20 protein-coding genes are annotated in these 20,474 nt (G+C 69.4%); 9 read left to right on the top strand and 11 right to left on the bottom strand.

What is annotated here, in order from left to right:
* Positions 1–438: 438 nt before the first annotated feature.
* Positions 439–3,150 carry a bifunctional [glutamate--ammonia ligase]-adenylyl-L-tyrosine phosphorylase/[glutamate--ammonia-ligase] adenylyltransferase gene (gene glnE, locus ACUVYZ_RS01100; protein ID WP_439932610.1) on the top strand — a complete coding sequence of 904 codons (2,712 nt, stop codon included), beginning with the start codon at positions 439–441 and terminating at the stop codon, positions 3,148–3,150.
* A gap of 9 nt (positions 3,151–3,159) precedes the next feature.
* On the opposite strand, the gene ACUVYZ_RS01095 is transcribed toward glnE, so the two are convergent.
* Entirely contained in the window at positions 3,160–4,470 is a 1,311-nt protein-coding gene (locus tag ACUVYZ_RS01095; RefSeq protein ID WP_439932609.1) for an adenylate/guanylate cyclase domain-containing protein, read from the bottom strand.
* A gap of 243 nt (positions 4,471–4,713) precedes the next feature.
* Between ACUVYZ_RS01095 and ACUVYZ_RS01090 the strand changes: the two genes are divergently transcribed.
* The 6 genes from ACUVYZ_RS01090 to ACUVYZ_RS01065 all read left to right on the top strand — a co-directional run bounded on the left by ACUVYZ_RS01090 (position 4,714) and on the right by ACUVYZ_RS01065 (position 9,902).
* Positions 4,714–5,634: a branched-chain amino acid transaminase gene (locus tag ACUVYZ_RS01090; RefSeq protein WP_439932608.1), complete on the top strand. Its 921-nt coding sequence runs from the start codon at positions 4,714–4,716 to the stop codon at positions 5,632–5,634.
* Positions 5,635–5,643: 9 nt separating this feature from the next.
* Positions 5,644–5,850, top strand: coding sequence for a zinc-finger domain-containing protein (locus ACUVYZ_RS01085; protein WP_439932607.1), 207 nt, complete (start codon positions 5,644–5,646; stop codon positions 5,848–5,850).
* A 98-nt stretch (positions 5,851–5,948) separates the two neighbouring features.
* Complete coding sequence (waaF, locus tag ACUVYZ_RS01080; protein ID WP_439932606.1) at positions 5,949–6,983, top strand: lipopolysaccharide heptosyltransferase II; 1,035 nt, start codon at positions 5,949–5,951, stop codon at positions 6,981–6,983.
* Positions 6,980–7,402, top strand: a complete 423-nt coding sequence (locus ACUVYZ_RS01075; RefSeq protein WP_439932605.1) for a YybH family protein — start codon at positions 6,980–6,982, stop codon at positions 7,400–7,402. Before waaF ends, ACUVYZ_RS01075 begins: the two co-directional genes overlap by 4 nt.
* Positions 7,403–7,426: 24 nt before the next feature.
* Positions 7,427–8,461, top strand: a complete 1,035-nt coding sequence (locus ACUVYZ_RS01070) for a hydrolase (RefSeq protein WP_439932604.1) — start codon at positions 7,427–7,429, stop codon at positions 8,459–8,461.
* Positions 8,462–8,525: 64 nt separating this feature from the next.
* Positions 8,526–9,902, top strand: coding sequence for a phosphomannomutase/phosphoglucomutase (locus ACUVYZ_RS01065; protein ID WP_439932603.1), 1,377 nt, complete (start codon positions 8,526–8,528; stop codon positions 9,900–9,902).
* Between the two features lie 7 nt (positions 9,903–9,909).
* Here the strand turns inward: ACUVYZ_RS01065 and ACUVYZ_RS01060 are convergent, their stop codons facing one another.
* The 10 genes from ACUVYZ_RS01060 to thiL all read right to left on the bottom strand — a co-directional run bounded on the left by ACUVYZ_RS01060 (position 9,910) and on the right by thiL (position 17,884).
* A complete protein-coding gene (locus ACUVYZ_RS01060) occupies positions 9,910–10,551 on the bottom strand; it encodes a MarC family protein (protein WP_439932602.1) in 642 nt (213 codons plus the stop codon).
* A gap of 105 nt (positions 10,552–10,656) precedes the next feature.
* Entirely contained in the window at positions 10,657–11,112 is a 456-nt protein-coding gene (locus ACUVYZ_RS01055; RefSeq protein WP_439932601.1) for a PaaI family thioesterase, read from the bottom strand.
* Positions 11,113–11,127: 15 nt separating this feature from the next.
* Positions 11,128–11,283 carry a hypothetical protein gene (locus ACUVYZ_RS01050; RefSeq protein WP_446033016.1) on the bottom strand — a complete coding sequence of 52 codons (156 nt, stop codon included), beginning with the start codon at positions 11,281–11,283 and terminating at the stop codon, positions 11,128–11,130.
* Between the two features lie 3 nt (positions 11,284–11,286).
* Positions 11,287–13,905 (bottom strand): alanine--tRNA ligase, encoded by a 2,619-nt coding sequence (gene alaS / locus ACUVYZ_RS01045; protein ID WP_439932600.1) that lies wholly within the window; start codon positions 13,903–13,905, stop codon positions 11,287–11,289.
* Positions 13,906–13,929: 24 nt separating this feature from the next.
* Positions 13,930–14,373, bottom strand: coding sequence for a recombination regulator RecX (gene recX / locus ACUVYZ_RS01040; protein WP_439932599.1), 444 nt, complete (start codon positions 14,371–14,373; stop codon positions 13,930–13,932).
* Between the two features lie 28 nt (positions 14,374–14,401).
* Positions 14,402–15,421: a recombinase RecA gene (gene recA, locus ACUVYZ_RS01035; protein ID WP_439932598.1), complete on the bottom strand. Its 1,020-nt coding sequence runs from the start codon at positions 15,419–15,421 to the stop codon at positions 14,402–14,404.
* A gap of 127 nt (positions 15,422–15,548) precedes the next feature.
* Positions 15,549–15,944 (bottom strand): YkvA family protein, encoded by a 396-nt coding sequence (locus tag ACUVYZ_RS01030; protein ID WP_439932597.1) that lies wholly within the window; start codon positions 15,942–15,944, stop codon positions 15,549–15,551.
* Positions 15,941–16,435, bottom strand: a complete 495-nt coding sequence (locus tag ACUVYZ_RS01025; protein WP_439932596.1) for a CinA family protein — start codon at positions 16,433–16,435, stop codon at positions 15,941–15,943. Before ACUVYZ_RS01025 ends, ACUVYZ_RS01030 begins: the two co-directional genes overlap by 4 nt.
* A 5-nt stretch (positions 16,436–16,440) precedes the next feature.
* Positions 16,441–16,944 carry a phosphatidylglycerophosphatase A family protein gene (locus ACUVYZ_RS01020; protein WP_439932595.1) on the bottom strand — a complete coding sequence of 168 codons (504 nt, stop codon included), beginning with the start codon at positions 16,942–16,944 and terminating at the stop codon, positions 16,441–16,443.
* Entirely contained in the window at positions 16,928–17,884 is a 957-nt protein-coding gene (thiL, locus tag ACUVYZ_RS01015; protein WP_439932594.1) for a thiamine-phosphate kinase, read from the bottom strand. The genes ACUVYZ_RS01020 and thiL overlap by 17 nt, the downstream gene beginning before the upstream one ends.
* A 257-nt stretch (positions 17,885–18,141) precedes the next feature.
* Between thiL and ACUVYZ_RS01010 the strand changes: the two genes are divergently transcribed.
* On the top strand, positions 18,142–19,032 hold the full coding sequence (locus ACUVYZ_RS01010; protein ID WP_439932593.1) for a hypothetical protein: 891 nt from the start codon (positions 18,142–18,144) through the stop codon (positions 19,030–19,032).
* A 76-nt stretch (positions 19,033–19,108) separates the two neighbouring features.
* Positions 19,109–20,452, top strand: a complete 1,344-nt coding sequence (locus ACUVYZ_RS01005; RefSeq protein ID WP_439932592.1) for a TAXI family TRAP transporter solute-binding subunit — start codon at positions 19,109–19,111, stop codon at positions 20,450–20,452.
* Positions 20,453–20,474 lie beyond the last annotated feature (22 nt).

Genomic DNA, 20,474 nt, shown 5'->3' with positions numbered 1-20,474 from the left:
TCCCCCAACCGCCGCGAAAATGGCCACCCGCGCGACGAGCCAGAGGCTCCGTTAGTTTAACCCAGATATTTCACGAAGACGCCCCTGAAATGAAGTCAAGCTGCACAGGATCAGCGAGTTTTGTTGGAAGGCAGCGTAAGAGCAATTTGTCCCGCCGGGCTCCTCGGGTCCTGGCGGGGGCGGGGCGGCCATCTTGTCGCGCTCGCGGACGGCGGATGCCTACGCCCGAAGGGCAAAGGTGCGACCCGGGAGCGGGCGACGCGCGCCTCTGCGGTCGCATCCCCGCGAAGCGGGGCCCCTGCTCCGCGCGCTGGCGCGCCTCTCCTCGCCCGTGGGCTCCACCACGGGCTTCGTCGGCTGCGGGGAACCTCTCTCGCCCGGCCCCGCCCCATCCCCCCGAGTCCCTCGTGAAATGTCCGGGTTAACCCACCTCTCCCTATGGGCGCCGAAAACCCTGCCACCTCCGGCCTGGCCACCGAGTTCCTCTCCCGCGTGCGGCGCTTGAGCCGCTACGCGGATCGCCTGCTGGCCGCCGATCCTTCCCTGGGCGAAGAGCTGGCCGCCCGGGTACGGGAACCCTACACGCCCCAGGCCATGCAGGCCTTCCTGGACGAACGGCCGGCAGGGGATCCGGGCCAGCTCGCCTCGGCCCTGCGGCAATTGCGCCGCCGGGTGATGCTGCGGGTGATGGCCCGGGACCTGGGCGGGCTCGCCACCCTGGAGGAGGTGACCGGCACCATGACGGCGCTGGCGGATCTCGCCATTACCCGGGCGCGGGACGCCCACCACGCCTGGCTGGCGCAGCGCTACGGGCACCCCGTCGGGGGCGAGACCGGCCGCCCCCAGGACCTGCTGGTGGTGGGCATGGGCAAGCTGGGAGGCGGGGAACTCAACGTCTCCTCCGACGTGGACCTGGTGTTCGTCTACCCCGAGGAGGGGCAGACCGACGGCTCCAAGCCCATCAGCAACCACGAGTTCTTCACCCGCCTGGGCCAGCGGCTCGCGGGGGCGCTCCACGACTTCACCCCCGAGGGCTTCGTCTTCCGGGTGGACCTGCGCCTGCGCCCTTTCGGAGAGAGCGGCCCCTTGGTGGTGAACTTCCCGAGCCTGGAGCACTACCTGATCACCCAGGGGCGGGAGTGGGAGCGCTACGCCTGGATCAAGGCCCGGGTGGTGTGCGGCAGCCGGGCCCAGGAGCTGGAGCGGCTCACCCGCCCCTTCGTCTTCCGCAAGTACCTGGACTTCGGCGCCTACGCCTCCATGCGCAGCCTCCACGCCCAGATCCGGGAGGAGGTGAAGCGCCGGGAGCTCATGGACAACATCAAGCTGGGCCCGGGGGGCATCCGGGAGATTGAGTTCATCGCCCAGGTGTTCCAGTTGATCCGGGGCGGCCAGGTGCCCCAGTTGCGGGCCCGCCCCACCCTCACCGTGCTGCGGTGCCTGGGGGAAATGAAGCTGCTGCCCGAGGCGGCGGTGGCGGAGCTGACCGAGGCCTACGGGTTCCTGCGCCACCTGGAGCACCGGCTCCAGTACCTGGACGACCAGCAGACCCAGTCCCTGCCGGAGTCCGCCGCCGACCGGGCCCTCGTCGCCGAGGCCATGGGCTTCGCCGGCTGGCCGCAGCTCGCCGAGGCCCTCGCCCGGCACCGGGCGGCGGTCACCCGCCATTTCGAGCAGGTCTTCGCCGGCCCCCAGCCGGCGCCCGCCCACGGCGCCCTGGAGGCCCTGTGGGAAGAACGCCTCCCCGCCGACCAGGCGACCGCCTGCCTGGCCGAGCTGGGCTACCGGGACGCCGAGTCGATCTGCGACCGGCTCGCCAAGTTCCGGCGGGGGCCCCGCTACCAGAGCCTGTCCCGCGCCAGCCAGAGGGTGCTGGACGCCCTGGTGCCGGCGGTCATCGTCTCGGCCGCCCGCCAGGCCAATCCCGACGCCACCCTGGAGGGGCTCCTCAACCTGCTGGAGGCGGTGAGCCGCCGGGCGGCCTACCTCGCCCTGCTCAGCGAATACCCCCAGGCGCTGGAGCGGGTGGCCAAGGTGGCCAGCGCCAGCCGCTGGGCCTGCGACTATCTCACCCGCCACCCCATCGTGCTGGACGAGCTGCTGGACGCCCGGGAGCTCTACAGCGCCCCCGACTGGCGCCAGGCGGCCCAGCAACTGCGCCAGCTCCTGGACGACGCCGAAGGCGACACCGAGCGGCAGATGGACGTGCTGCGCCACTTCCACCACGCCATGGTGTTCCGGCTGCTGGCCAAGGACCTGGAAGGGCTGCTCCCCGTGGAGACCCTGGCCGATCATTTGACGGCCCTGGCGGACCTGATCCTCTCCGAGGTGCTGCGCCTCGCCTGGGCCGGCCTCAAGGGCCGCCACCGGGAGGCGCCCCGCTTCGCCATCATCGGCTACGGGAAGCTGGGCGGGAAGGAGCTGGGCTACGCCTCCGACCTGGACCTGATCTTCCTCTACGAGGACCCCGACCCGGCCGCCCCCGAGGTCTACGCCAGGCTCGCCCAGCGCATCAATTCCTGGCTCACCAGCTACACCCCCGCCGGCGTGCTGTACGACACCGACCTGCGGCTGCGGCCCGACGGGGCGAGCGGCCTCCTGGTCTCGCCGCTGGAAGCCTTCGCCGCCTACCAGCGGGAGAAGGCCTGGGTGTGGGAGCACCAGGCCTTGACCCGGGCCCGCTTCGTGACCGGGGATGCGGCCGTGGGGGAAGGCTTCGAGGCGATCCGCAAGGAAGTGCTGTGCCAGCGGCGGGATCTCGCCGCCCTTAAGCGCGAGATCACGGCCATGCGGCGGAAAATGCTGGAGGCCCATCCCAACAAGAGCGGGCTGTTCGACCTGAAGCACGACCGGGGCGGGATCATCGACGTGGAGTTCACGGTCCAGTACCTGGTCCTCGGGTACTCCCACGCCCACCCGGAGCTCACCGCCAACATCGGCAACCTGGCGCTGCTCAGGCTCGCCGCCGCCCTCTCCCTCATCCCGGAGGAGCTGGCCGAGCGGGTGCGGCGGGGCTACCGGGAGTTCCGCCGCCGCCAGCACCACCTGCGGCTGAACGGGGCCCGCTACGCCCGCGTCCCCCTCGAAGAGGTGGCCGAGGCGGTGGCCGCGGTGGGCGAGCTGTGGCGCAGCGTGTTCGGGGAGGATTGACTCGGCCGCTTATCCGCTTGCGACGCTCACTGGCTCGGTGGCGAGGCCGCGCCTGCCCGGCGCCTTGCGCCCGAGGAGCCGATAGACGGCCATCTTTCCCTTGCCCTTGACCAGGATCTCCACCGGACCCTCGAAAGTGTATTCGCCGGCGAGTCGCAGGTGGGTGGCGGCGTCCACCTGGATGCAGCCCGGGGGCGCTTCCGCCGTGAGCCGGCTCGCGGTGTTCACCGTGTCCCCCCACAGGTCGTAGACGATGCGCCGAGTGCCGATGACGCCGGCCATGGCCGGACCCGAGGCGATGCCCACGTGGATGTTGAGTCCGTGGGCGCGCAGCTCGGGGTGGGCGCCGATCAGGGCGCGCATCGCCAGCGCCAGCTCCGCCACAGCCCGGTGGGGACGGAGATTCTCCGGCGCGAGCCCGCCCGCCACCATGTAGGCGTCCCCCACGGTCTTGATCTTGTCCAGCCCGTGCGCCTGCACCAGGGCGTCGAACATGGAAAAGACCTTGTCGAGCAGGGCCACCAGGCGCTCGGGGGGCAGCTCCTGGGTGAGCCGGGTGAAGTTGACCAGGTCGGCGAACATGACGATGACATCGCCATGACCGTCGGCGATGACGCTTTCGCCCGCCTTCAGCCGCCGGGCGATGGGCGCCGGCAGGATGTTGTTGAGCAGCCGCTCGCTCTTGCGCTGCTCCTCCTCCAGCAGCCGGTGCTGCTCGTCGAGGCGTGCCTTGATGCGGGCGTTCGCCGCGACGAAGTAGGCGAGGAGAGCATAGACCACGCAGGAGACGCCGGCGAAGTTCAAGGCGAAGAACACCGCGATCGCCTGCATCGGAAGGGCCGCCTGCCCGGGCGCGGCGAGGTAGTAGTCGAAGAAGCCGGACAGGGCCGTCATGGCGCCGTAGGCCACGAACCAGGGGATCGACTCCCGCGGGCCCTGCACCACCAGGGCGCCCACCGGCGCCAGCAGCGCCCACAGCATCACCCCCGAGGAGGTCACGAAGCTGCCGATGCTCCATTGCATCAGGAAGGGAAAGAACAGGAACAGGCTGAGCTGGACCAGGCGGAAGACGGCGAAGTTGCCGCCGATTAAAAAATACGTGAGGGAGGCGACCAGGGCGAGCTGGTAGGAGAGGGGCACGGTGGTGGAGAAGGCCACCCCCATGGCCCAGTAGATGGCGAGCCAGGCCATGACGCCGAAGCTCATGAGCCCGGCGGCGAAGACCAGGAGCTGGCGCTTGAGGCTCTCCTCCTCCGGCAGCGGCAAGCCCCCCCCCGCCGTCTTGAGCGCGGCCAGCGCCGATGGAAACCTGCCACCCATTGCCTGGGATTCTCCTTGTGCCCGGCTCACGGCAAGCTTGTGCATCGGGGAAGCGAAGCAAACCGTAGGCCAGTGCCGGGCCGCCCCGACGGCCCGCCGGCCGGGGATTTTCCTCTTCATAATTTGGGCCTTGCGCGCCCGGGCGCGGCGCCCGCGGGCGGCCGCGCCGCCGTGGGCGTCGGATTTTTGCAGTAAAATGTCGGCCTTTCGACGCGCTGGAGCCGCCTCATTGGAGCCGCCCTTATGTCATTAGCCGACCGCGACGGTTTCATCTGGTACGACGGCAAGCTGGTGCCGTGGCGCCAGGCCACCACCCACGTGTGCACCCACACCCTGCACTACGGCCTGGGGGTGTTCGAGGGCCTGAGGGCCTACAAGACCGCGCGGGGAACGGCCATCTTCCGCCTCGAGGAGCACACGGAGCGCCTGTACCGCTCGGCCCATATCTTCGGCATGAAGATCCCCTACGACCGGGAGACCCTGCTGGAGGCGCAAAAGGAGGTGGTGCGGGCCAACAAGCTGGAATCCTGCTACGTGCGGCCCATCGCCTTCTACGGCGCCGAGGCCCTGGGCATCTCGGCCAAGACCATCTCGGTGCACGTGGCCATCGCCGCCTGGCCCTGGGGGGCCTACCTGGGGGCGGAGGGGCTGGAGAAAGGCATCCGGGTCAAGACCTCCTCCTTCAGCCGGCACCACGTGAACGTCACCATGTGCAAGGCCAAGGCCGTGGGCAGCTATTCCAATTCCATCCTGGCCAACCAGGAGGCCACCAACGACGGCTACGACGAGGCGCTGCTCCTGGACGTGGAGGGTTACGTGGCCGAGGGCTCGGGGGAGAACATCTTCATCGTGCGCAACGGCGTGCTCTACACCCCGGACCTCACCTCCGCCCTGGAGGGCATCACCCGGGACACGGTGATCCAGCTCGCCCGGGAGGCGGGCCTCACCGTGGTGGAGAAGCGCATCACCCGGGACGAGGTCTACATTGCGGACGAAGCGTTTTTCACCGGCACCGCCGCGGAAGTAACCCCCATCCGGGAGCTGGACAATCGGATGATCGGTAGCGGTAGCCGCGGCCCGGTGACCGCCCGGCTGCAATCGATGTTTTTCGACGTGGTGAACGGCCGGTCGGAGAAGCATCTCGGCTGGCTGAGCTTCCTCTAGAGGCCGCCCATGGAAGAGAACAAGACGGAAAACCGGCAGCGGGTGGTAGAGGTGACCGCCGCCGATCTCCCTTTGCACTGCCCGATGCCGTCCCAGAAGTTGTGGAACGCCCATCCCCGGGTGTTCCTGCCGATCGAGAAGACGGGCTCGTCCCTGTGCCCCTACTGCGGCACCCTGTACAAACTGAAAGGCGGGGCGTCCTCGGGCCGCCACTGACCGCCGGCGACTGCCGCCCGGACTGCGGCCGCGGGGAGGCCCGCGGGCCGAGCCGGCCGCTTCCCAGGGCCGGGACGCCGCGACCCGGGCTTCGCTCCATGGACAAGATTCTGGTGGTGGCTCCTTCCTGGGTCGGCGACTGCGTGATGGCCCAGCCGCTGCTCGCGCGGCTCAAGGCCCGCCCCGAGCCGCCCCGCATCGACGTGCTGGCCCCGGCCTGGTCGGCCGCCTTATTCAAGCGCATGCCGGAGGTGGACGCGGTGATCGAGAACCCATTTCCCCACGGCAGCCTGCGGCTGGCCGACCGGTTTCGCCTGGGCCGGCGGCTCCAGCGCCACCGCTACGATCAGGCGATCGTGCTGCCCAACTCCCTCAAGTCGGCTCTGGCGCCCTTCTTCGCCCGCATCCCGGTGCGCACCGGCTATGTGGGGGAGGCCCGCTACGGGCTCTTGAACGACGCGCGCCTCCTCGACAAGACCGAACATCCTCTCCTCGCGGAGCGCTACGCGGCCCTCGCCGAGCCCCGGGGCGCGCCCCTTCCCCGCCCCCTCCCCCACCCCCACCTGGCGGCGGATCCGGCGGCCCGCCGGGCGACCCTCGCCCGGCTGGGCCTCCTAGGGAGCGGCCCCGTGGCCGTCTTCTGCCCCGGCGCCGAGTACGGGCCGGCGAAGCGCTGGCCGGCCGCCCACTTCGCTGCCCTCGCCCGGGCCCTCGCTGGGAAGGGTCACGCTGTATGGCTGCTGGGCTCGGCCAAGGATCGGGAGATTGCCCAGGCGATCGCGACGGCTGCCCAGGACGGGATCGCCGCCCCCGTGCTCGATCTGTGCGGCAAGACCTCCCTGGAGGAGGCGATCGACCTCATTTCGGCGGCGAGCCTGGTGGTGAGCAACGACTCGGGCCTGATGCATGTCGCCGCCGCCCTGGACCGGCCCCTGGTGGCCCTGTTCGGCTCGTCGAGCCCGGACTACACCCCGCCCCTATCCCCCCACGCCCGCATCCTGCGCCTCGGCCTGCCCTGCAGCCCGTGTTTTAAGCGGGTCTGCCCCCTGGGCCACTTCCGCTGCATGGTGGACCTGACCCCTGAACGGGTGCTGGAGGAGATCGCCCGCCTCGTCCCGGGAGGCAACCCGTGAGCCGGCGCTTCGCCAGCCCCGACGAGGCGGAGAGCGCCTTTTATGAAGCCTTCCAGCGGGCCGACCTGGAGGCGATGATGGAGGTCTGGGCCGAAGACGAAGAGGTGGCTTGCATCCATCCGGGGGGCAAGCGCCTCGATGGGCTGGAAGAAGTGCGGGAAAGCTGGCGGCGGCTGTTCTCCCGGGGACCCACCTTACGCTTCCGGATCACCCATCGCCGGGTGTGGCGCGGCGCCCTGATGGCGGTGCACACGGTGCACGAGAACATCCAGGTCGCGGGAGAGCGCTCGGGACTGGTGATCGCCACCAACGTGTACGCCCTGACTGCCGGGGGCTGGCGCCTGGTCCTGCACCACGCCTCCCCCGGCTCGGAGGAGGCGCCGCCCGAGGGCGAGCCCGGGGCCATCACCCTCCACTGAGTAGTTTTCAGCGCAGGATCCGCCGTGAACCGATCGCCCGTGCCGCCCATCGCCTACCGGCCGCCCCGCTGGCTCCCGGGCGGTCATCTCCAGACCCTCTACGCCGCGCTCCTGTGCCCCAGGCCTTCGGTGCGGCTCCAGCGCACCCGCTGGGACACCCCCGACGGGGATTTCGTGGACCTGGACTGGCTCGACGCCCCCGGCACGGGGCCTCTGATCGTGCTGTTCCACGGGCTCGAGGGCTGTTCCCGCAGCCACTACGCCCAGGCCCTCCTCTTTGAAGCGGAGCGCTGGGGCTGGCGGGGGGTGGTGGCCCACTTCCGCGGCTGCAGCGGCGAGCTTAACCGGCGGCCCCGGGCCTACCACTCGGGGGACACGGAGCACGTGGACTGGGTGCTCCATCGCCTGAAAAACCAAGAACCGGGCGCGCCGCTTTTCGCCGTGGGGGTGTCCCTGGGGGGCAACGCGCTCCTCAAGTGGCTGGGGGAGCGGGGCCCCAGCGCCCGTTCCGTGGTGCGAGCCGCGGCCGCCGCCTCGGTCCCCTTCGATCTGGCCGCCGCCGGCCGGCGGCTCGCAAAAGGATTCAACCGGGTCTACACCCGCCACTTTCTCCGCTCGCTCAAGCGAAAAAGCCTGGAAAAGCTGGAACGCTTTCCCGGACTCTACCCCGCGGACCGGGTCCGGCGGGCGCGCACGTTTGAAGCCTTCGACGACGTAGTGACGGCACCGCTCCACGGCTTCCGGGACGCGGACGACTACTGGGCCCGGGCGAGTAGCAAGCCCCATCTGGCGCGGATCGCCGTGCCGACCCTCATCGTCCACGCCCGGGACGACCCCTTTCTTCCCCAATGGGCCGTACCCCGCCCCGCCGAGGTGTCCCCCGCCGTGACCCTGGAGGTGCTGGCGACCGGAGGGCACGCCGGATTCGTCTGCGGCCCCTTCCCCGGCCATCTGCAGTGGCTGCCCCGGCGGATGCTCGGGTTCTTCGCCGGGCACGCCCCCGTCGAGCCGGCGGGGCGAGTTGGAGTAACATCCCGAGAGGATGCGCCGCTTCCCTGAGACCCGAAACGCCCCCTCGGGCGAGGACGGTGCAAAGGCCAAAGGATCGAAGGAAGGAATCGCCGTGACGGACTACCCCAAGGAAATCTTCAAGGCCTACGACGTGCGCGGGATCGTGGGGAAAACCCTCACTCCTGCCATCGTGGAGGGCATCGGCCAGGCCATCGGCTCGGAAGCCCGGGCTCGCGGCCAGAAGGCGGTCGCGATCGGTCGGGACGGGCGGCTCTCCGGTCCCGAGCTCTCCCGCGCCCTGGCCCAGGGGCTCGCGAAGAGCGGCGTGGACGTGATCGACGTGGGTCGGGTAGCGACCCCCGTGCTCTATTTCGCCACCTACGATCTTGGAACCCATTCTGGCGTCATGATCACGGGCAGCCACAACCCTCCGGATTACAACGGGCTCAAGATCGTGCTGGGCGGCGAAACCCTAGCCGGGGAGGCGATCCAGGCGCTGCGGCTGCGGCTGGAGCGGGGAGAGCTCACGAGCGGCGAGGGAACGTACCGCACCCACGACATCCGGGAAGCCTATTTCGGTCGCATCACCGGCGATGTGAAGCTCGCGCGCCGGATGAAGATCGCCGTGGATTGCGGCAACGGGGTGGCCGGCGCTTTCGCCCCCGAGCTCTACCGGCGGCTCGGCTGCGAAGTGATCGAGCTCTTCTGCGAGGTGGACGGCACCTTCCCCAACCATCATCCCGACCCCTCCGTGCCGGCCAACCTGGAGGACTTGAAACGCACCCTGGCCGCCACCGACGCCGAGCTGGGGCTCGCCTTCGACGGGGACGGGGACCGGCTGGGGGTGGTCACCAAGGACGGCCGCATCGTCTATCCCGATCGTCTGCTGATGCTGTTCGCCGCCGACGTGCTTTCCCGCAATCCCGGCGCCCAGGTGATCTTCGACGTGAAATCCACCCGCCACCTGGCGCCCTGGATCGAGCGCCACGGGGGACGCCCGGTCCTGTGCCGGACCGGCCACTCCTTCATCAAGGCCAAGCTGCGGGAGACCGGGGGCCTGCTCGCCGGCGAGATGAGCGGCCATTTCTTCTTCAAGGAGCGCTGGTACGGGTTCGACGACGGGCTCTACGCCGGCGCCCGGCTCCTCGAGTACCTGTCCAAGCAGAAGGACGTGACGGGAACGCTCCACGCCATCCCCGACGCGGTCTCCACCCCGGAGCTGCAGCTCAAGCTTGAGGAGGGGGAGAACTACGCCCTGATCGAGAAGCTGCAGAAAACCGCCCGCTTCCCCGGGGCGGAACAGGTCATCACCCTGGACGGGCTGCGGGTCGAGTACCAGGACGGCTTCGGACTCGCCCGCGCTTCCAACACCACGCCCGTGGTGGTATTGCGCTTCGAGGCGGAGAGCGAGACCGCCCTCAAAAGGATCCAGGAGGAATTCCGCCGGGTGATCCTGGAAGCGAAGCCCGACGCCCGGTTGCCGTTCTGAGAGCCCTTCACCCCGCCCAGCCGGGGAACAGGGCCTTCAAGCCCACCGCCATGGTTTCCACGGCGATGGCGGTGAGAAGCAACCCTAGCAGCCGCGTGGCCACGTTGAGGCCGGTGGTTCCCAGGCGCCGGCCGATGGGGGCGGCGAGCTGAAGCACGGTCCAGAGCAGTCCGCACACCGCCAGGATGCAGCCGAGAATGGCGAGCGTGTGGGCGAATCCCCCCCGCTCCACCGCGATGATGACGGTGCTGATGGCCCCCGGCCCCGCCAGCAGGGGGATGGCCAGGGGCACCACGCCGCCGGTGGCGTGGGCGTCGAATTCCAGGGCTTCCTTCTGGGACTGGCGGATGCCGCCGGGCTCGGCGTTGAGCATGGCAAGGGCCATCAGCAGCAGCACCAGGCCGCCTCCCACCCGGAAAGAGGCGAGGCTCCCCCCCATGAACTGGAGCACCGCTTCCCCCGCCAGGGCGAAGCCGGTGAGCACCGCCGCTACGGTGAGGGTGATCACCCGGGCGAGGCGCCGGCGTTCCCCCGGTTTCCAGCCAGCGGTGAAGGCGAGAAAGAACGGGACGATGAAAAAGGGATCGAGGACCGCGGTGAGGGTGACCAGGAACCGGGTATAGTCGGTCCAAGACGCTAGCCCCTCCATGGCGAGCACCGAGCCTCAAACCTGACTCAGGATTGCTTCCGCGGCAGGGCGCACCGTCGACCGGCGCCCCTCGGTGCGTTTCGCTTCGCTCTACGCACCCTACCGCTATTCCTTCGGGTAGAGGATCATCTCGGTGCAACGGAAGAGCGCGATCTTGCGCCCGGTGCCCTCATCGGTCACCACCGCGTCCCACACCTGGGTGCTCTTGCCCAGGTGCTGGGCCTGGGCGATCGAGCGGATGCCCCCCTCCCGCACCGTGCCCAGGAGGTTGGCCTTGAGCTCGATGGTGGTGAAGCTGCTCGCCCCCTCCGGCAGGTGGGCCAGGGTCGCGTAGCCGCAGGAGGTGTCCGCCAGGGCGATCACCGTCGCCGCGTGGAGAAAGCCGTTGGTGGCCATGAGCTCAGGCCGCACCGAGAGCCGCGCCTCCAGCCGGCCCTCCTCCACCTGTAGCACTTCCATGCCCACCAGCCCCGGGAGATGGCCGGGGCTGCGTCGGTTGAGCGCCTCCACGGTCACCTCCGGGCGCCGAAAAGTCTTGCTCGTCGATTCCTTGTCCGCCATTCGTCCTCATCCTCATCAAAGCCGCTCCTGCACCCACGAAGTGACCCCCTTCAGCGCCGCAGGCAGCTTCGCAGGATCGTTGCCCCCCGCTTGGGCCAGGGAGGGCCATCGGCCGCGCCACGGAAGCGCGCAAGCGCCGGAGCGGGCGCGGCCGAACAGGCCGGACCTCATTCATCAAAGCCGCTCCTGCACCCACGAAGTGACCCCCTTCAGCGCCGCAGGCAGCTTCGCAGGATCGTTGCCCCCCGCTTGGGCCAGGTCCGGCCTACCCCCCCCTTTCCCGCCCACCTGGCTCGCCACGTAGTTCACCAGCTCCCCGGCCTTCACCTTGCCGGTCAGATCCGGGGTGACGCCGGCGATCAAGGTCACTTTCTGGCCTTCCACCGAACCCAGCACCACGATGGCGCTCTTCAGTTTCTCCTTGAGCTTGTCCACCGCCTCCCGCAGCGCCGGCGCGCCGGCTCCGTCGATGGTGGCCGCCACCACCTTGACGCCCTTCACGTCCATGGCCTGGACGGCCAGGTCGTCGCTCTGGGAGGCGGCGAGCCTGGACTTGAAGCGGTTCAACTCCTTCTCCAACTGCTTCACGTTCTCCACGATCTGGGCAATCTTCTGCGGTACTTCCTGGGGCGAAGTCTTAAGCAGGCCGGCGATGGTTTCCAGTTGCGCCTGCTGCTTCTGGACGTACTCCAGGGCCGCGTCCGCGGTCACCGCCTCGATGCGGCGGATGCCGGCCGCGACCCCGGTCTCGGAGACGATCTTGAACAACCCGATGTCGCCGGTGCGCTTCACGTGGGTGCCGCCGCACAGCTCGGTGGAAAAATCCCCCATGCCGATCACCCGCACCTCGTCTCCGTACTTGTCGCCGAAGAAGGCCAGCGCCCCGGCCTTCATGGCCTCGTCGAACTTCATGATCCGCGCCGATACCTCGATGTTGCGCCGGATCTGCTCGTTCACCAGTTGCTCCACCTGGCGGATCTGCTCCGGGGTGAGGGGCGCGGGGTGGGAGAAATCGAACCGGGTCTTGTAGGGGTCCACCAGGGAGCCCTTCTGCTGCACGTGGGGCCCCAGGACTTGGCGCAGGGCCGCGTGAAGCAGGTGGGTAGCCGAGTGGTTCCACATGGCGTGGTGGCGCGCCCAGGCGTCCACCGTGGCCGTCACCCTGTCCCCCACCTGGAGCCGGCCGGTCTTCATCGTCCCCTTGTGGCCGAAAACCTCCGCCTGGATCTTCTGGGTGTCCTCCACGGCGAAGGTCCCGTTCACCCCCGCGAGCTCCCCCCGGTCCCCCACCTGGCCGCCGGACTCGGCGTAGAAGGGGGTGCGGTCCAGCACCACTACGGCGGAATCCCCCGACTGGATCTCCTCGGTCTGGGTGCCCTCCTTGTACAGAGCCACCACCGTGGCCTCCAGCTTCAAGGTGTCGTAGCCGTGGAACTCGGTGGGCCGGCCGGCGTAGTCCACGCTCGCCCCCATCTGGAACCGGGAAGCGGCCCGGGCCCGCTCCCGCTGGCGCTGCATGGCCGCCTCGAACCCGGCGTAGTCCACCAGCACGTTGCGCTCCCGGGCGATGTCCGCGGTGAGGTCCACCGGGAAGCCGTAGGTGTCGTAGAGCTGGAACACGGTCTCTCCGTCCAGCATCTTGTCCTCGCTGCGGGCCAGCGCCTGCTCCAGCACCCGCATGCCGTTTTCCAGCGTCTCGGCGAAGCGTTCCTCCTCCTGCTTGAGGATGGCCGCGACCCGGTCCTTGGCCGCCGGCAGCTCCGGGTAGGCGTCGCCCATCACCCGCGCCAAATCATCCACTAGGCGATGGAAGAAGGGCCGCTTCTGTCCCAGCTTGTAGCCGTGGCGGATGGCCCGCCGGATGATCCGGCGCAGCACGTAGCCGCGGCCTTCGTTGCCCGGGATCACCCCGTCCACGATCAGGAAGGCGCAGGCGCGGATGTGGTCGGCGATGACCTTGAGGGAGTTGCTCGCGAGATCCGAGGCGCCCGTCTCCCGGGCCGCTGCCCGGATCAAGTCCCGGAACAGGTCGATCTCGTAGTTGGAATGCACGCCCTGGAGCACCGCCGCGATGCGCTCGAGCCCCATGCCCGTGTCCACGCTGGGCTTGGGCAGAGGGTGCAGCACCCCCTGCTCGTCCCGGTTGAACTGCATGAACACCAGGTTCCAGATCTCGATGTAGCGCTCGCCCTCGGCCTCGGGGCTGCCCGGCGGGCCGCCGGGCACTTCCGGTCCGTGGTCGTAAAAGATCTCCGAGCACGGCCCGCACGGGCCCGTGTCCCCCATGGCCCAGAAGTTGTCGCTCTGGTACTTCTGCCCCCCGGGCTTGTCGCCGATGCGGGTGACTCGGTCGGCGGGGACGCCGATCTCCTTCACCCACACGTCATAGGCCTCGTCGTCGTCCTGGTACACGGTGATCCAGGTGCGCTCCGTCGGGATCTTGAAGTGGTTGATGAGCAGGTCCCAGGCGTAGTGGATCGCCTCCCGCTTGAAGTAGTCGCCGAAGCTGAAGTTGCCCAGCATCTCGAAAAAGGTGTGGTGCCGCGCGGTGTAGCCCACGTTCTCCAGGTCGTTGTGCTTGCCGCCGGCGCGCACGCAGCGCTGGGCCGTGGCGGCGCGCACGTAGGGGCGCTTCTCGTTGCCGAGAAAGACGTCCTTGAACTGGACCATGCCCGAATTGGTGAAGAGCAGCGTGGGATCGTTTGCGGGCACGAGGGGGCTCGAGGGCACGATGGTGTGGCCCTTGGATTCGAAGTACTGCAGGAACCTGCTTCGGATTTCGCTGCTTTTCATCGCGGTACTGGGTTTACGTGATATTCACTCGTCCCCGGCCGGGCCTTTCAGAACCTTGCCGATCGCCTCGAGGCTGAACCCCCTGGACTGGAGGAAGCGGGCCTGCCGCGCCCGTTCCGCCGGCGTGCGGGGAACGCGCCCGAACTTCTTCGCCCACACCGCCCGACAGCTCGCCTCGTCCAGCCGCCGCGCCTCGCTCAAGGCCGCCTCAGCCAGCGGGCCCGCAACGCCCTTCTCCTTGAGCTCCTGGGCGATGCGCAGGCTCCCGTAGCGGCCGCCGCGGGAGGCGAGGAGCTGCTCCACGTAGCGCCGCTCCGAGAGCCAGCCTTCCCTCTCCAGGCAATCCAGCAACGCCTCCAGGTCGTCCTCTTCGTCGGCGTGGGGGGCGAGCTTGCGCTTAAGCTCCGCCCGGGTATGCTCCCGGCGGGCGAGTAGCCTCAGGGCCCGGTCCCGCAGCGTGGCCGCCACGGCCCCTCATCCCCCCGGGCCGCCCGCTTCAGGCCGTGGCCGCCTCCGCCTCGGGCGCCTTTACCCCGGCCGCCTCCCGGATCTTCATCTCGATCTCCCGGGCGATTTCGGGATGCTCCTTCAGGTACTCCCGGCAGTTGTCCTTGCCCTGGCCGATTTTTTCCCCCTTGTAGGCGTACCAGGCGCCGGACTTCTCCAGCACCCGGTAGCTCACCCCCAGGTCCACGATCTCCCCTTCCCGGGAGATGCCTTCGCCGTAGAGGATGTCGAAATCCGCCTGGCGAAAGGGCGGCGCCACCTTATTTTTGACCACCTTGGCCCGGGTCTCGTTGCCGATCACCTCTTCGCCCCGCTTGATGGAGCCGGTGCGCCGGATGTCGATGCGCACCGAGGCGTAGAACTTGAGGGCATTGCCGCCGGTGGTGGTCTCCGGGTTGCCGAACATGACCCCGATCTTCATCCGGATCTGGTTGATGAAGACCACCAGGGTGTTGGAGCGCTTGATGTTGGCGGTGAGCTTGCGCAGGGCCTGGGACATGAGCCGGGCCTGGAGGCCCATCTGGGGCTCGCCCATCTCCCCCTCCAGCTCCGCCCGGGGCGTGAGGGCCGCCACCGAGTCCACCACCACCACGTCCACGCTGCCCGAGCGCACCAGCATGTCGGCGATCTCCAGGGCCTGCTCGCCGGAATCCGGTTGGGAAATGAGGAGATTGCCCACGTCCACGCCCAGCTTGCCGGCGTAGACGGGGTCGAGGGCGTGCTCCGCGTCGATGAAGGCGGCGATGCCGCCCTGCTTTTGCGCTTCCGCGATCACCTGGAGCGCCAGGGTCGTCTTGCCGGAGGACTCCGGGCCGTAGATCTCCACGATCCGGCCCCGGGGCAGCCCGCCCACCCCCAACGCGATGTCGAGCCCGAGGGAGCCGGTGGACACCACCTGGATGTCCCGGGCCACCTCGGCCTCCCCCATGCGCATGATGGAGCCTTTGCCGAACTGTTTTTCGATCTGCGACAGCGCCGCCGCCAACGCCTTGCTCTTGTGGTCGTCCATGGATGCCCGTCCCTCGCGAACCGGATGATGGGAAAAACAAAAATTATGGCATAAGCGTCCCCAGGCGTCAGGTGATGGCGCTGCATGCCGTGGCCCGATTGCCGGGGATCTTCGTGAAATGTCCGGGCTACCGCATCCAGGCCCAGGCCGTGAGCCCGAGGGCCGCGGCGGCCGCGATCCACAGGCCCACGATGACCGCGGCGGCGACCCGGGAAACCGGCTTCCCTCCGGCGAAGGCGCCGGCGGCCCGGTCGCGGCACTCCGCCAGCACGTCGGCGGGCACCATGCGCAGGGCCAGCAGGATAGCGAGGGGCAGCAGGACCGCCTCGTCCAGGTAGCCCAGCACCGGTACGAAGTCGGGGATCAGATCGATGGGGCTCAAGGCATAGGCCACGATGAGGCCCACGAGAAGCTTGGCGTACCAAGGGGTGCGGGGATGCCGGGCGCACAGATAAAGGGCGTAGACTTCCCGCTTGAGTGCCCGGGCCCAGGCGCGCCACGATTCGCGGCAAGCTCGGTTCATCTACCTCCTCGGGCGCAGCGGGCGATTCCGTCCAGGGCCGCTTCTACCGCCTGCCGGCGCACGGCCTCCCGGTCTCCAGAGAAGCAATGGGTTTCGACCCGGGTAGACCCCTCCCGAACCGCCCAGGCGATGCACACCGTGCCCACCGGCTTCTCCCGCGTGCCGCCGGTGGGGCCGGCGATGCCGCTCACCGCCACCGCCACCTGGGCGCGGCTGCGCTCGAGGGCCCCTTGCGCCATCTCCCTCACCGCTTCTTCCGACACCGCGCCGTGGGCCGCCAGGGTGCTCGGGCGCACGCCCAGCAGCTCCTCCTTGGCCGCGTTCGAATAGACGACGAAGCCCCGGTCGAACCAGGCCGAGGCGCCGGGCACCGTGGTCACCGCCTGGGCGATCCAGCCCCCGGTGCAGGACTCGGCGGTGACCAGCATCCAGCCCGCCCCCTGGAGGGCCCGGCCCGCTTCTTCCGCCAGCCGCAGGAGTTTCGCGTCCATGCCGCCTACCCCGTGAGGGCCCGCCAGGCCGCCAGGGCGAGGAGCGTGTAGAACGCCGCGATCACGTCGTCCAGCATGACCCCGAAACCGTTCTGGAACCGCCGCTCCAAGCGGCGGATGGGCGGAGGCTTCGCCACGTCGAACAGGCGAAAGAGGAGGAAGGCGAACGCCTGCCAGAGAAGGGCTTGCGGCGTAAAAGAGAGCACCAGCAAAAACGCCGTCATCTCGTCCCACACCATGCCGCCGTGGTCATGGGCCCCCAAGGCGCGCCCCGCCCGGTCGCACGCCCATACGCCCAGAAGGAACATGAGCGCGACGAGCACCAGCAACCCGGCGTCGCCCATCCTCGGCGCAAGCCACTGGTAGGCCGGCAGCATGGCCAGGCTGGCGAAGGTGCCCGGGGCCGCGGGGATCTTGCCCAGCCCGAAGCCGAAGGCGATGAGCTGGGCCGGATCTGCCCCCAGTTCCCGCCAGGAAGGGACCTTTCCCGAGTCAGCGGAAGTGGTCAAACCCCATCCTCTCCAGGGTGATCGGCGCGCCGTCCTCCCCCCGGAGGGTGAAGCCGCGCTCCCCCGTGATGCGCCCGATGGGGGTGAGGGGCAGCCCCAGCTCCCGTCCCAGGTCCTCGATCAGCCGGCGAACTCCCGGCGGGGCGGTGAACAGCAGCTCGTAGTCGTCGCCCCCCGCCAGCATGCATTGGGCGGCGAGCCGGCGGTCGGCGAGGCGCGCCATCACCGCCGAGCGGGGCAGCCGGGAGAATTCCAGGACGGCGCCCACCTCCGAGCGCTCCAAGATGTGCCCCAAATCCTGGGCGAGGCCGTCCGACACGTCGATGGCGGCGTGGGCGATGCCGCGCAGGGCCATGCCCAACGCCACCCGGGGGGTAGGGGTGTCCAGGCGGGCGAGACAGAAGGCCGCGTCGTGGGGGTCGAGGGCGAGGCGCCGTCGCAGATGGGCCAGCGCCAGGGCCGCGTCGCCCACGGTGCCAGATATCCAGATGTCATCGCCCGCCTTGGCCCCGTCGCGCCGCAGCGCTTCCCCGTCCGGCACCTCGCCCAGCACCGTGACGCACACGTTGAGGGGACCGTGGGTGGTGTCGCCCCCCACCAGATCCACGCGGAATTGGGCCGCCAAGTCCATGAAACCCCGGGCGAACGCGCCCACCCACTCCTCGTCCGGCTCGGGCAGGGCCAGGGCCAGCAGGGTCCAGCGGGGCTGGGCCCCCATGGCCGCCAGGTCCGACAGGTTCACCGCGAGGGCCTTGCGGCCCAGCTTCTCGGGATCGGCGTCGAGGAAGAAATGCCGCCCGGCCACCAGCATGTCCGTGGACACCACCAGCTCCTGGCCGGGGGTCGGTTTCATGAGGGCCGCATCGTCCCCCACGCCCAACACGGCGCCGGGGGCGGGATGGGTAAAAAAACGGCGTATCAGGTCGAACTCGGAAACCATGCGGCAGAGCGCGTCTCAGGATGCATATTCGCGGCCGTGGGCGCCTTCGGGGAAGATGAATTTGCATTATTTTACGTGGGCCGGCGCCTGCACAGGGGCCGATTTGCTTCTATCCTTGTAGAAGGAGACGCGCCCGATGCGCGGTCCGACGGGGTCCTCGATGGTCCTTTGCGGCGGGCCATCCGGTGGATGATTCCGCAGGTCCCTGCAATGCATTTCGGGTGTCGGCCTTCCGCCTGCCCTCGGGAGGAATCGCCATGGGAAGAACCGGCACGGGAAAGATCCCGTTGATCGTCCTTGCCTTGTCCGCCATCGGGCTGAGCGGCGAGGCCTGGGCCGACGGCCTGCGCTGGCCGGGGGAGCCGTCGCCCTGGGCACCGTCCCTCTCCTCTCCTGCATCCCCAAGCGGCCTTTCCTGGCCCGGGGACATGGGTCTGAATCGACCCGCGACAGCGGGACCCAGGCTCGGCATTCCACCGGAGCGCTCCCTCGGGCTGGGCGCCCACCGCTTTATGGCCCCAGGCCGCAGCCTGCGGGATCCCATAGGATCGATGGAGCAGGGCGTGTCTCTCACCCGCCAAGGTCGGGACGGATGGTGGTGGACGGCGACACCCTTCCTCGGCGCTTCCCGGGAGGGAGCGGCCGGCTGGGGCCCGATCTACGCCTACGGCGCCGTGCTCTCCGCCGCCCGGGAGGTGTCGGCCGGACGGCGCATCGGTCTGGGGGTGGGCGTGTTCGACCGCCTGGACCGGCTCTGGGCCTTTCCCTTCCTCGCGGTGGACTGGCAGTTCACCGAACGGCTGCGGCTCACCAACCCCCTCGCCACGGGGCCCACCGGGCCCGCCGGGCTCGAGCTCAAATACCGCCTCTCCGACGCATGGGAGATCGGCGCCGGCGGCGCCTACCGCAACGCCCGCTTCCCCCTGGACGCGACGGGGCTCGCTCCCTACGGGGTCGGCGAGGAACGGGGCGTGGCGGCGTTCCTGCACCTCGCCCGCAGCCTGGGCCCGCGTTTCAGCGTGGACGTGTACGCCGGCGCGCTTCTGGGCGGCGAGCTCAGGCTGGAGAACAGTGCCGGGATCGAGCTCTACAACGAGGAGCTGGCGCCAAGCCCCGTGTTCGGCTTCAGCCTGACGGGCCGCTTCTGACCCCTGCCCCCGTCCGGCCGGGCCGTCCCGAGGACCGCGACACCGTATAATCGGCGGCTGGCTTCCGGCCGCCCCCATGGTTCGCAAGCGCCTGCGCATCTCCCAGCTCTCCGCCCGCGACTTGCTCTTCGCGGTGGCGCCCCTCGTCTTCGCTGTCGCCGCGGGGCTGTGGCTCGCCTACCAGTTCGTGAAGCCCGCGCCGCCGGACACCCTGGTGATCACCACCGGCGATCCGGAAGGCGGTTACCACCATTTCGCCCTGCGCTACCGGGAGATTCTCGCCCGGGACGGGGTCAGGCTGGAGATCGAGACGTCCGGCGGCTCGCTGGAAAACGTGGCGCGGCTGATGAACGAGGACTCGCCCGTGGAAGTGGGCTTCGTCCAGGGCGGCACCGGTTCGGCGGCCAACGCGCCCAACTTGGTGTCGCTGGGGACCATGTATTACGAGCCGTTGTGGGTGTTTTACCGGGCACCGCGCGAGATCACCCGCCTCACCGAGTTGCGCGGCAAGCGCATCGCGGTGGGCGGCGATCTTTCCGGTACCCGGGCGCTGGCCCTCATGCTCCTAGCGGTGAACCATGCCACCCAGCCCCCCACCCGACTCGTGTTCCAAGGGAGCAACGCTGCCACCGAGCTCCTGCTCCAGGGGAAAATCGACGCCTTGTTTGTGGTGGGCTCCCCCGAAGCCCCCGTGATCCGGCGGCTGCTCGCGTCCCCGGGCGTGCGGCTCATGAGCTTCGACCGGGCGGAAGCCTATACCCGCCGCTTCCCCTTCCTCACCCAGGTGGTGCTGCCCCAAGGGGCCCTCGACCTGGCCCGGGATCTTCCCGCGAGGGACGTGACCCTCCTCGCCCCCTCGGCGACCCTGGTGGCCAAGGATAGCCTGCACCCGGCCCTCGCCTACCTGCTGCTGCGGGCCGCCACCGAGGTCCACGGAGAGCCGGGCCTCTTCGCCCGCCCCGGGGAATTCCCGTCGGGAAAAGACACGGACTTTCCCTTGAGCGACGAGGCCCGGCGCTACTATCGCTCCGGCCCGCCTTTCCTCCAGCGCTATCTTCCCTACTGGGCGGCCAACCTGGTGGACCGCCTGTGGGTGATGCTTTTGCCCATCGTGGCCCTGGCCATCCCGCTTTCCCGCATCGTGCCGCCCCTTTACGCCTGGCGGGTGCACTCGCGCATCTACAAGTGGTACGCCAAGCTCAAGGCGGTGGAGCTGGACCTGGAGGAGGAACGGGACCCGGGCAAGCTGCGGGAATTACTGGAGCGGCTGGACGCCATTGAGGAGGCGGTCAACCGCATCCCCATGCCCCTCGCCTACACCGACCGGCTCTACACGTTTCGCCTTCACATCCACCTGGTGCGCCGGCGCATCGCGCTGGCACTGGCGCGGGAAAGAAGCGATGTCCTGCCCATCGATTAATGAGTCTCCGGTAAATGGTCGG

Source organism: Pelomicrobium sp. P1 (assembly GCF_052805615.1).
The sequence above is the reverse complement of the archived record's forward strand: the minus strand, read 5'-3'. Positions and strand labels throughout refer to the sequence as shown.

Excerpts from the sequence above, each read along its gene's own strand:
- glnE (WP_439932610.1), top strand. The coding sequence starts at position 439 with ATGGGCGCCGAAAACCCTGCCACCTCCGGCCTGGCCACCGAGTTCCTC.
- ACUVYZ_RS01095 (WP_439932609.1), bottom strand. The coding sequence starts at position 4,470 with ATGGGTGGCAGGTTTCCATCGGCGCTGGCCGCGCTCAAGACGGCGGGG.
- ACUVYZ_RS01090 (WP_439932608.1), top strand. The coding sequence starts at position 4,714 with ATGTCATTAGCCGACCGCGACGGTTTCATCTGGTACGACGGCAAGCTG.
- ACUVYZ_RS01085 (WP_439932607.1), top strand. The coding sequence starts at position 5,644 with ATGGAAGAGAACAAGACGGAAAACCGGCAGCGGGTGGTAGAGGTGACC.
- waaF (WP_439932606.1), top strand. The coding sequence starts at position 5,949 with ATGGACAAGATTCTGGTGGTGGCTCCTTCCTGGGTCGGCGACTGCGTG.
- ACUVYZ_RS01060 (WP_439932602.1), bottom strand. The coding sequence starts at position 10,551 with ATGGAGGGGCTAGCGTCTTGGACCGACTATACCCGGTTCCTGGTCACC.
- ACUVYZ_RS01055 (WP_439932601.1), bottom strand. The coding sequence starts at position 11,112 with ATGGCGGACAAGGAATCGACGAGCAAGACTTTTCGGCGCCCGGAGGTG.
- ACUVYZ_RS01050 (WP_446033016.1), bottom strand. The coding sequence starts at position 11,283 with ATGAGGTCCGGCCTGTTCGGCCGCGCCCGCTCCGGCGCTTGCGCGCTT.
- alaS (WP_439932600.1), bottom strand. The coding sequence starts at position 13,905 with ATGAAAAGCAGCGAAATCCGAAGCAGGTTCCTGCAGTACTTCGAATCC.
- recA (WP_439932598.1), bottom strand. The coding sequence starts at position 15,421 with ATGGACGACCACAAGAGCAAGGCGTTGGCGGCGGCGCTGTCGCAGATC.
- ACUVYZ_RS01030 (WP_439932597.1), bottom strand. The coding sequence starts at position 15,944 with ATGAACCGAGCTTGCCGCGAATCGTGGCGCGCCTGGGCCCGGGCACTC.
- ACUVYZ_RS01025 (WP_439932596.1), bottom strand. The coding sequence starts at position 16,435 with ATGGACGCGAAACTCCTGCGGCTGGCGGAAGAAGCGGGCCGGGCCCTC.
- thiL (WP_439932594.1), bottom strand. The coding sequence starts at position 17,884 with ATGGTTTCCGAGTTCGACCTGATACGCCGTTTTTTTACCCATCCCGCC.
- ACUVYZ_RS01010 (WP_439932593.1), top strand. The coding sequence starts at position 18,142 with ATGGGAAGAACCGGCACGGGAAAGATCCCGTTGATCGTCCTTGCCTTG.
- ACUVYZ_RS01005 (WP_439932592.1), top strand. The coding sequence starts at position 19,109 with ATGGTTCGCAAGCGCCTGCGCATCTCCCAGCTCTCCGCCCGCGACTTG.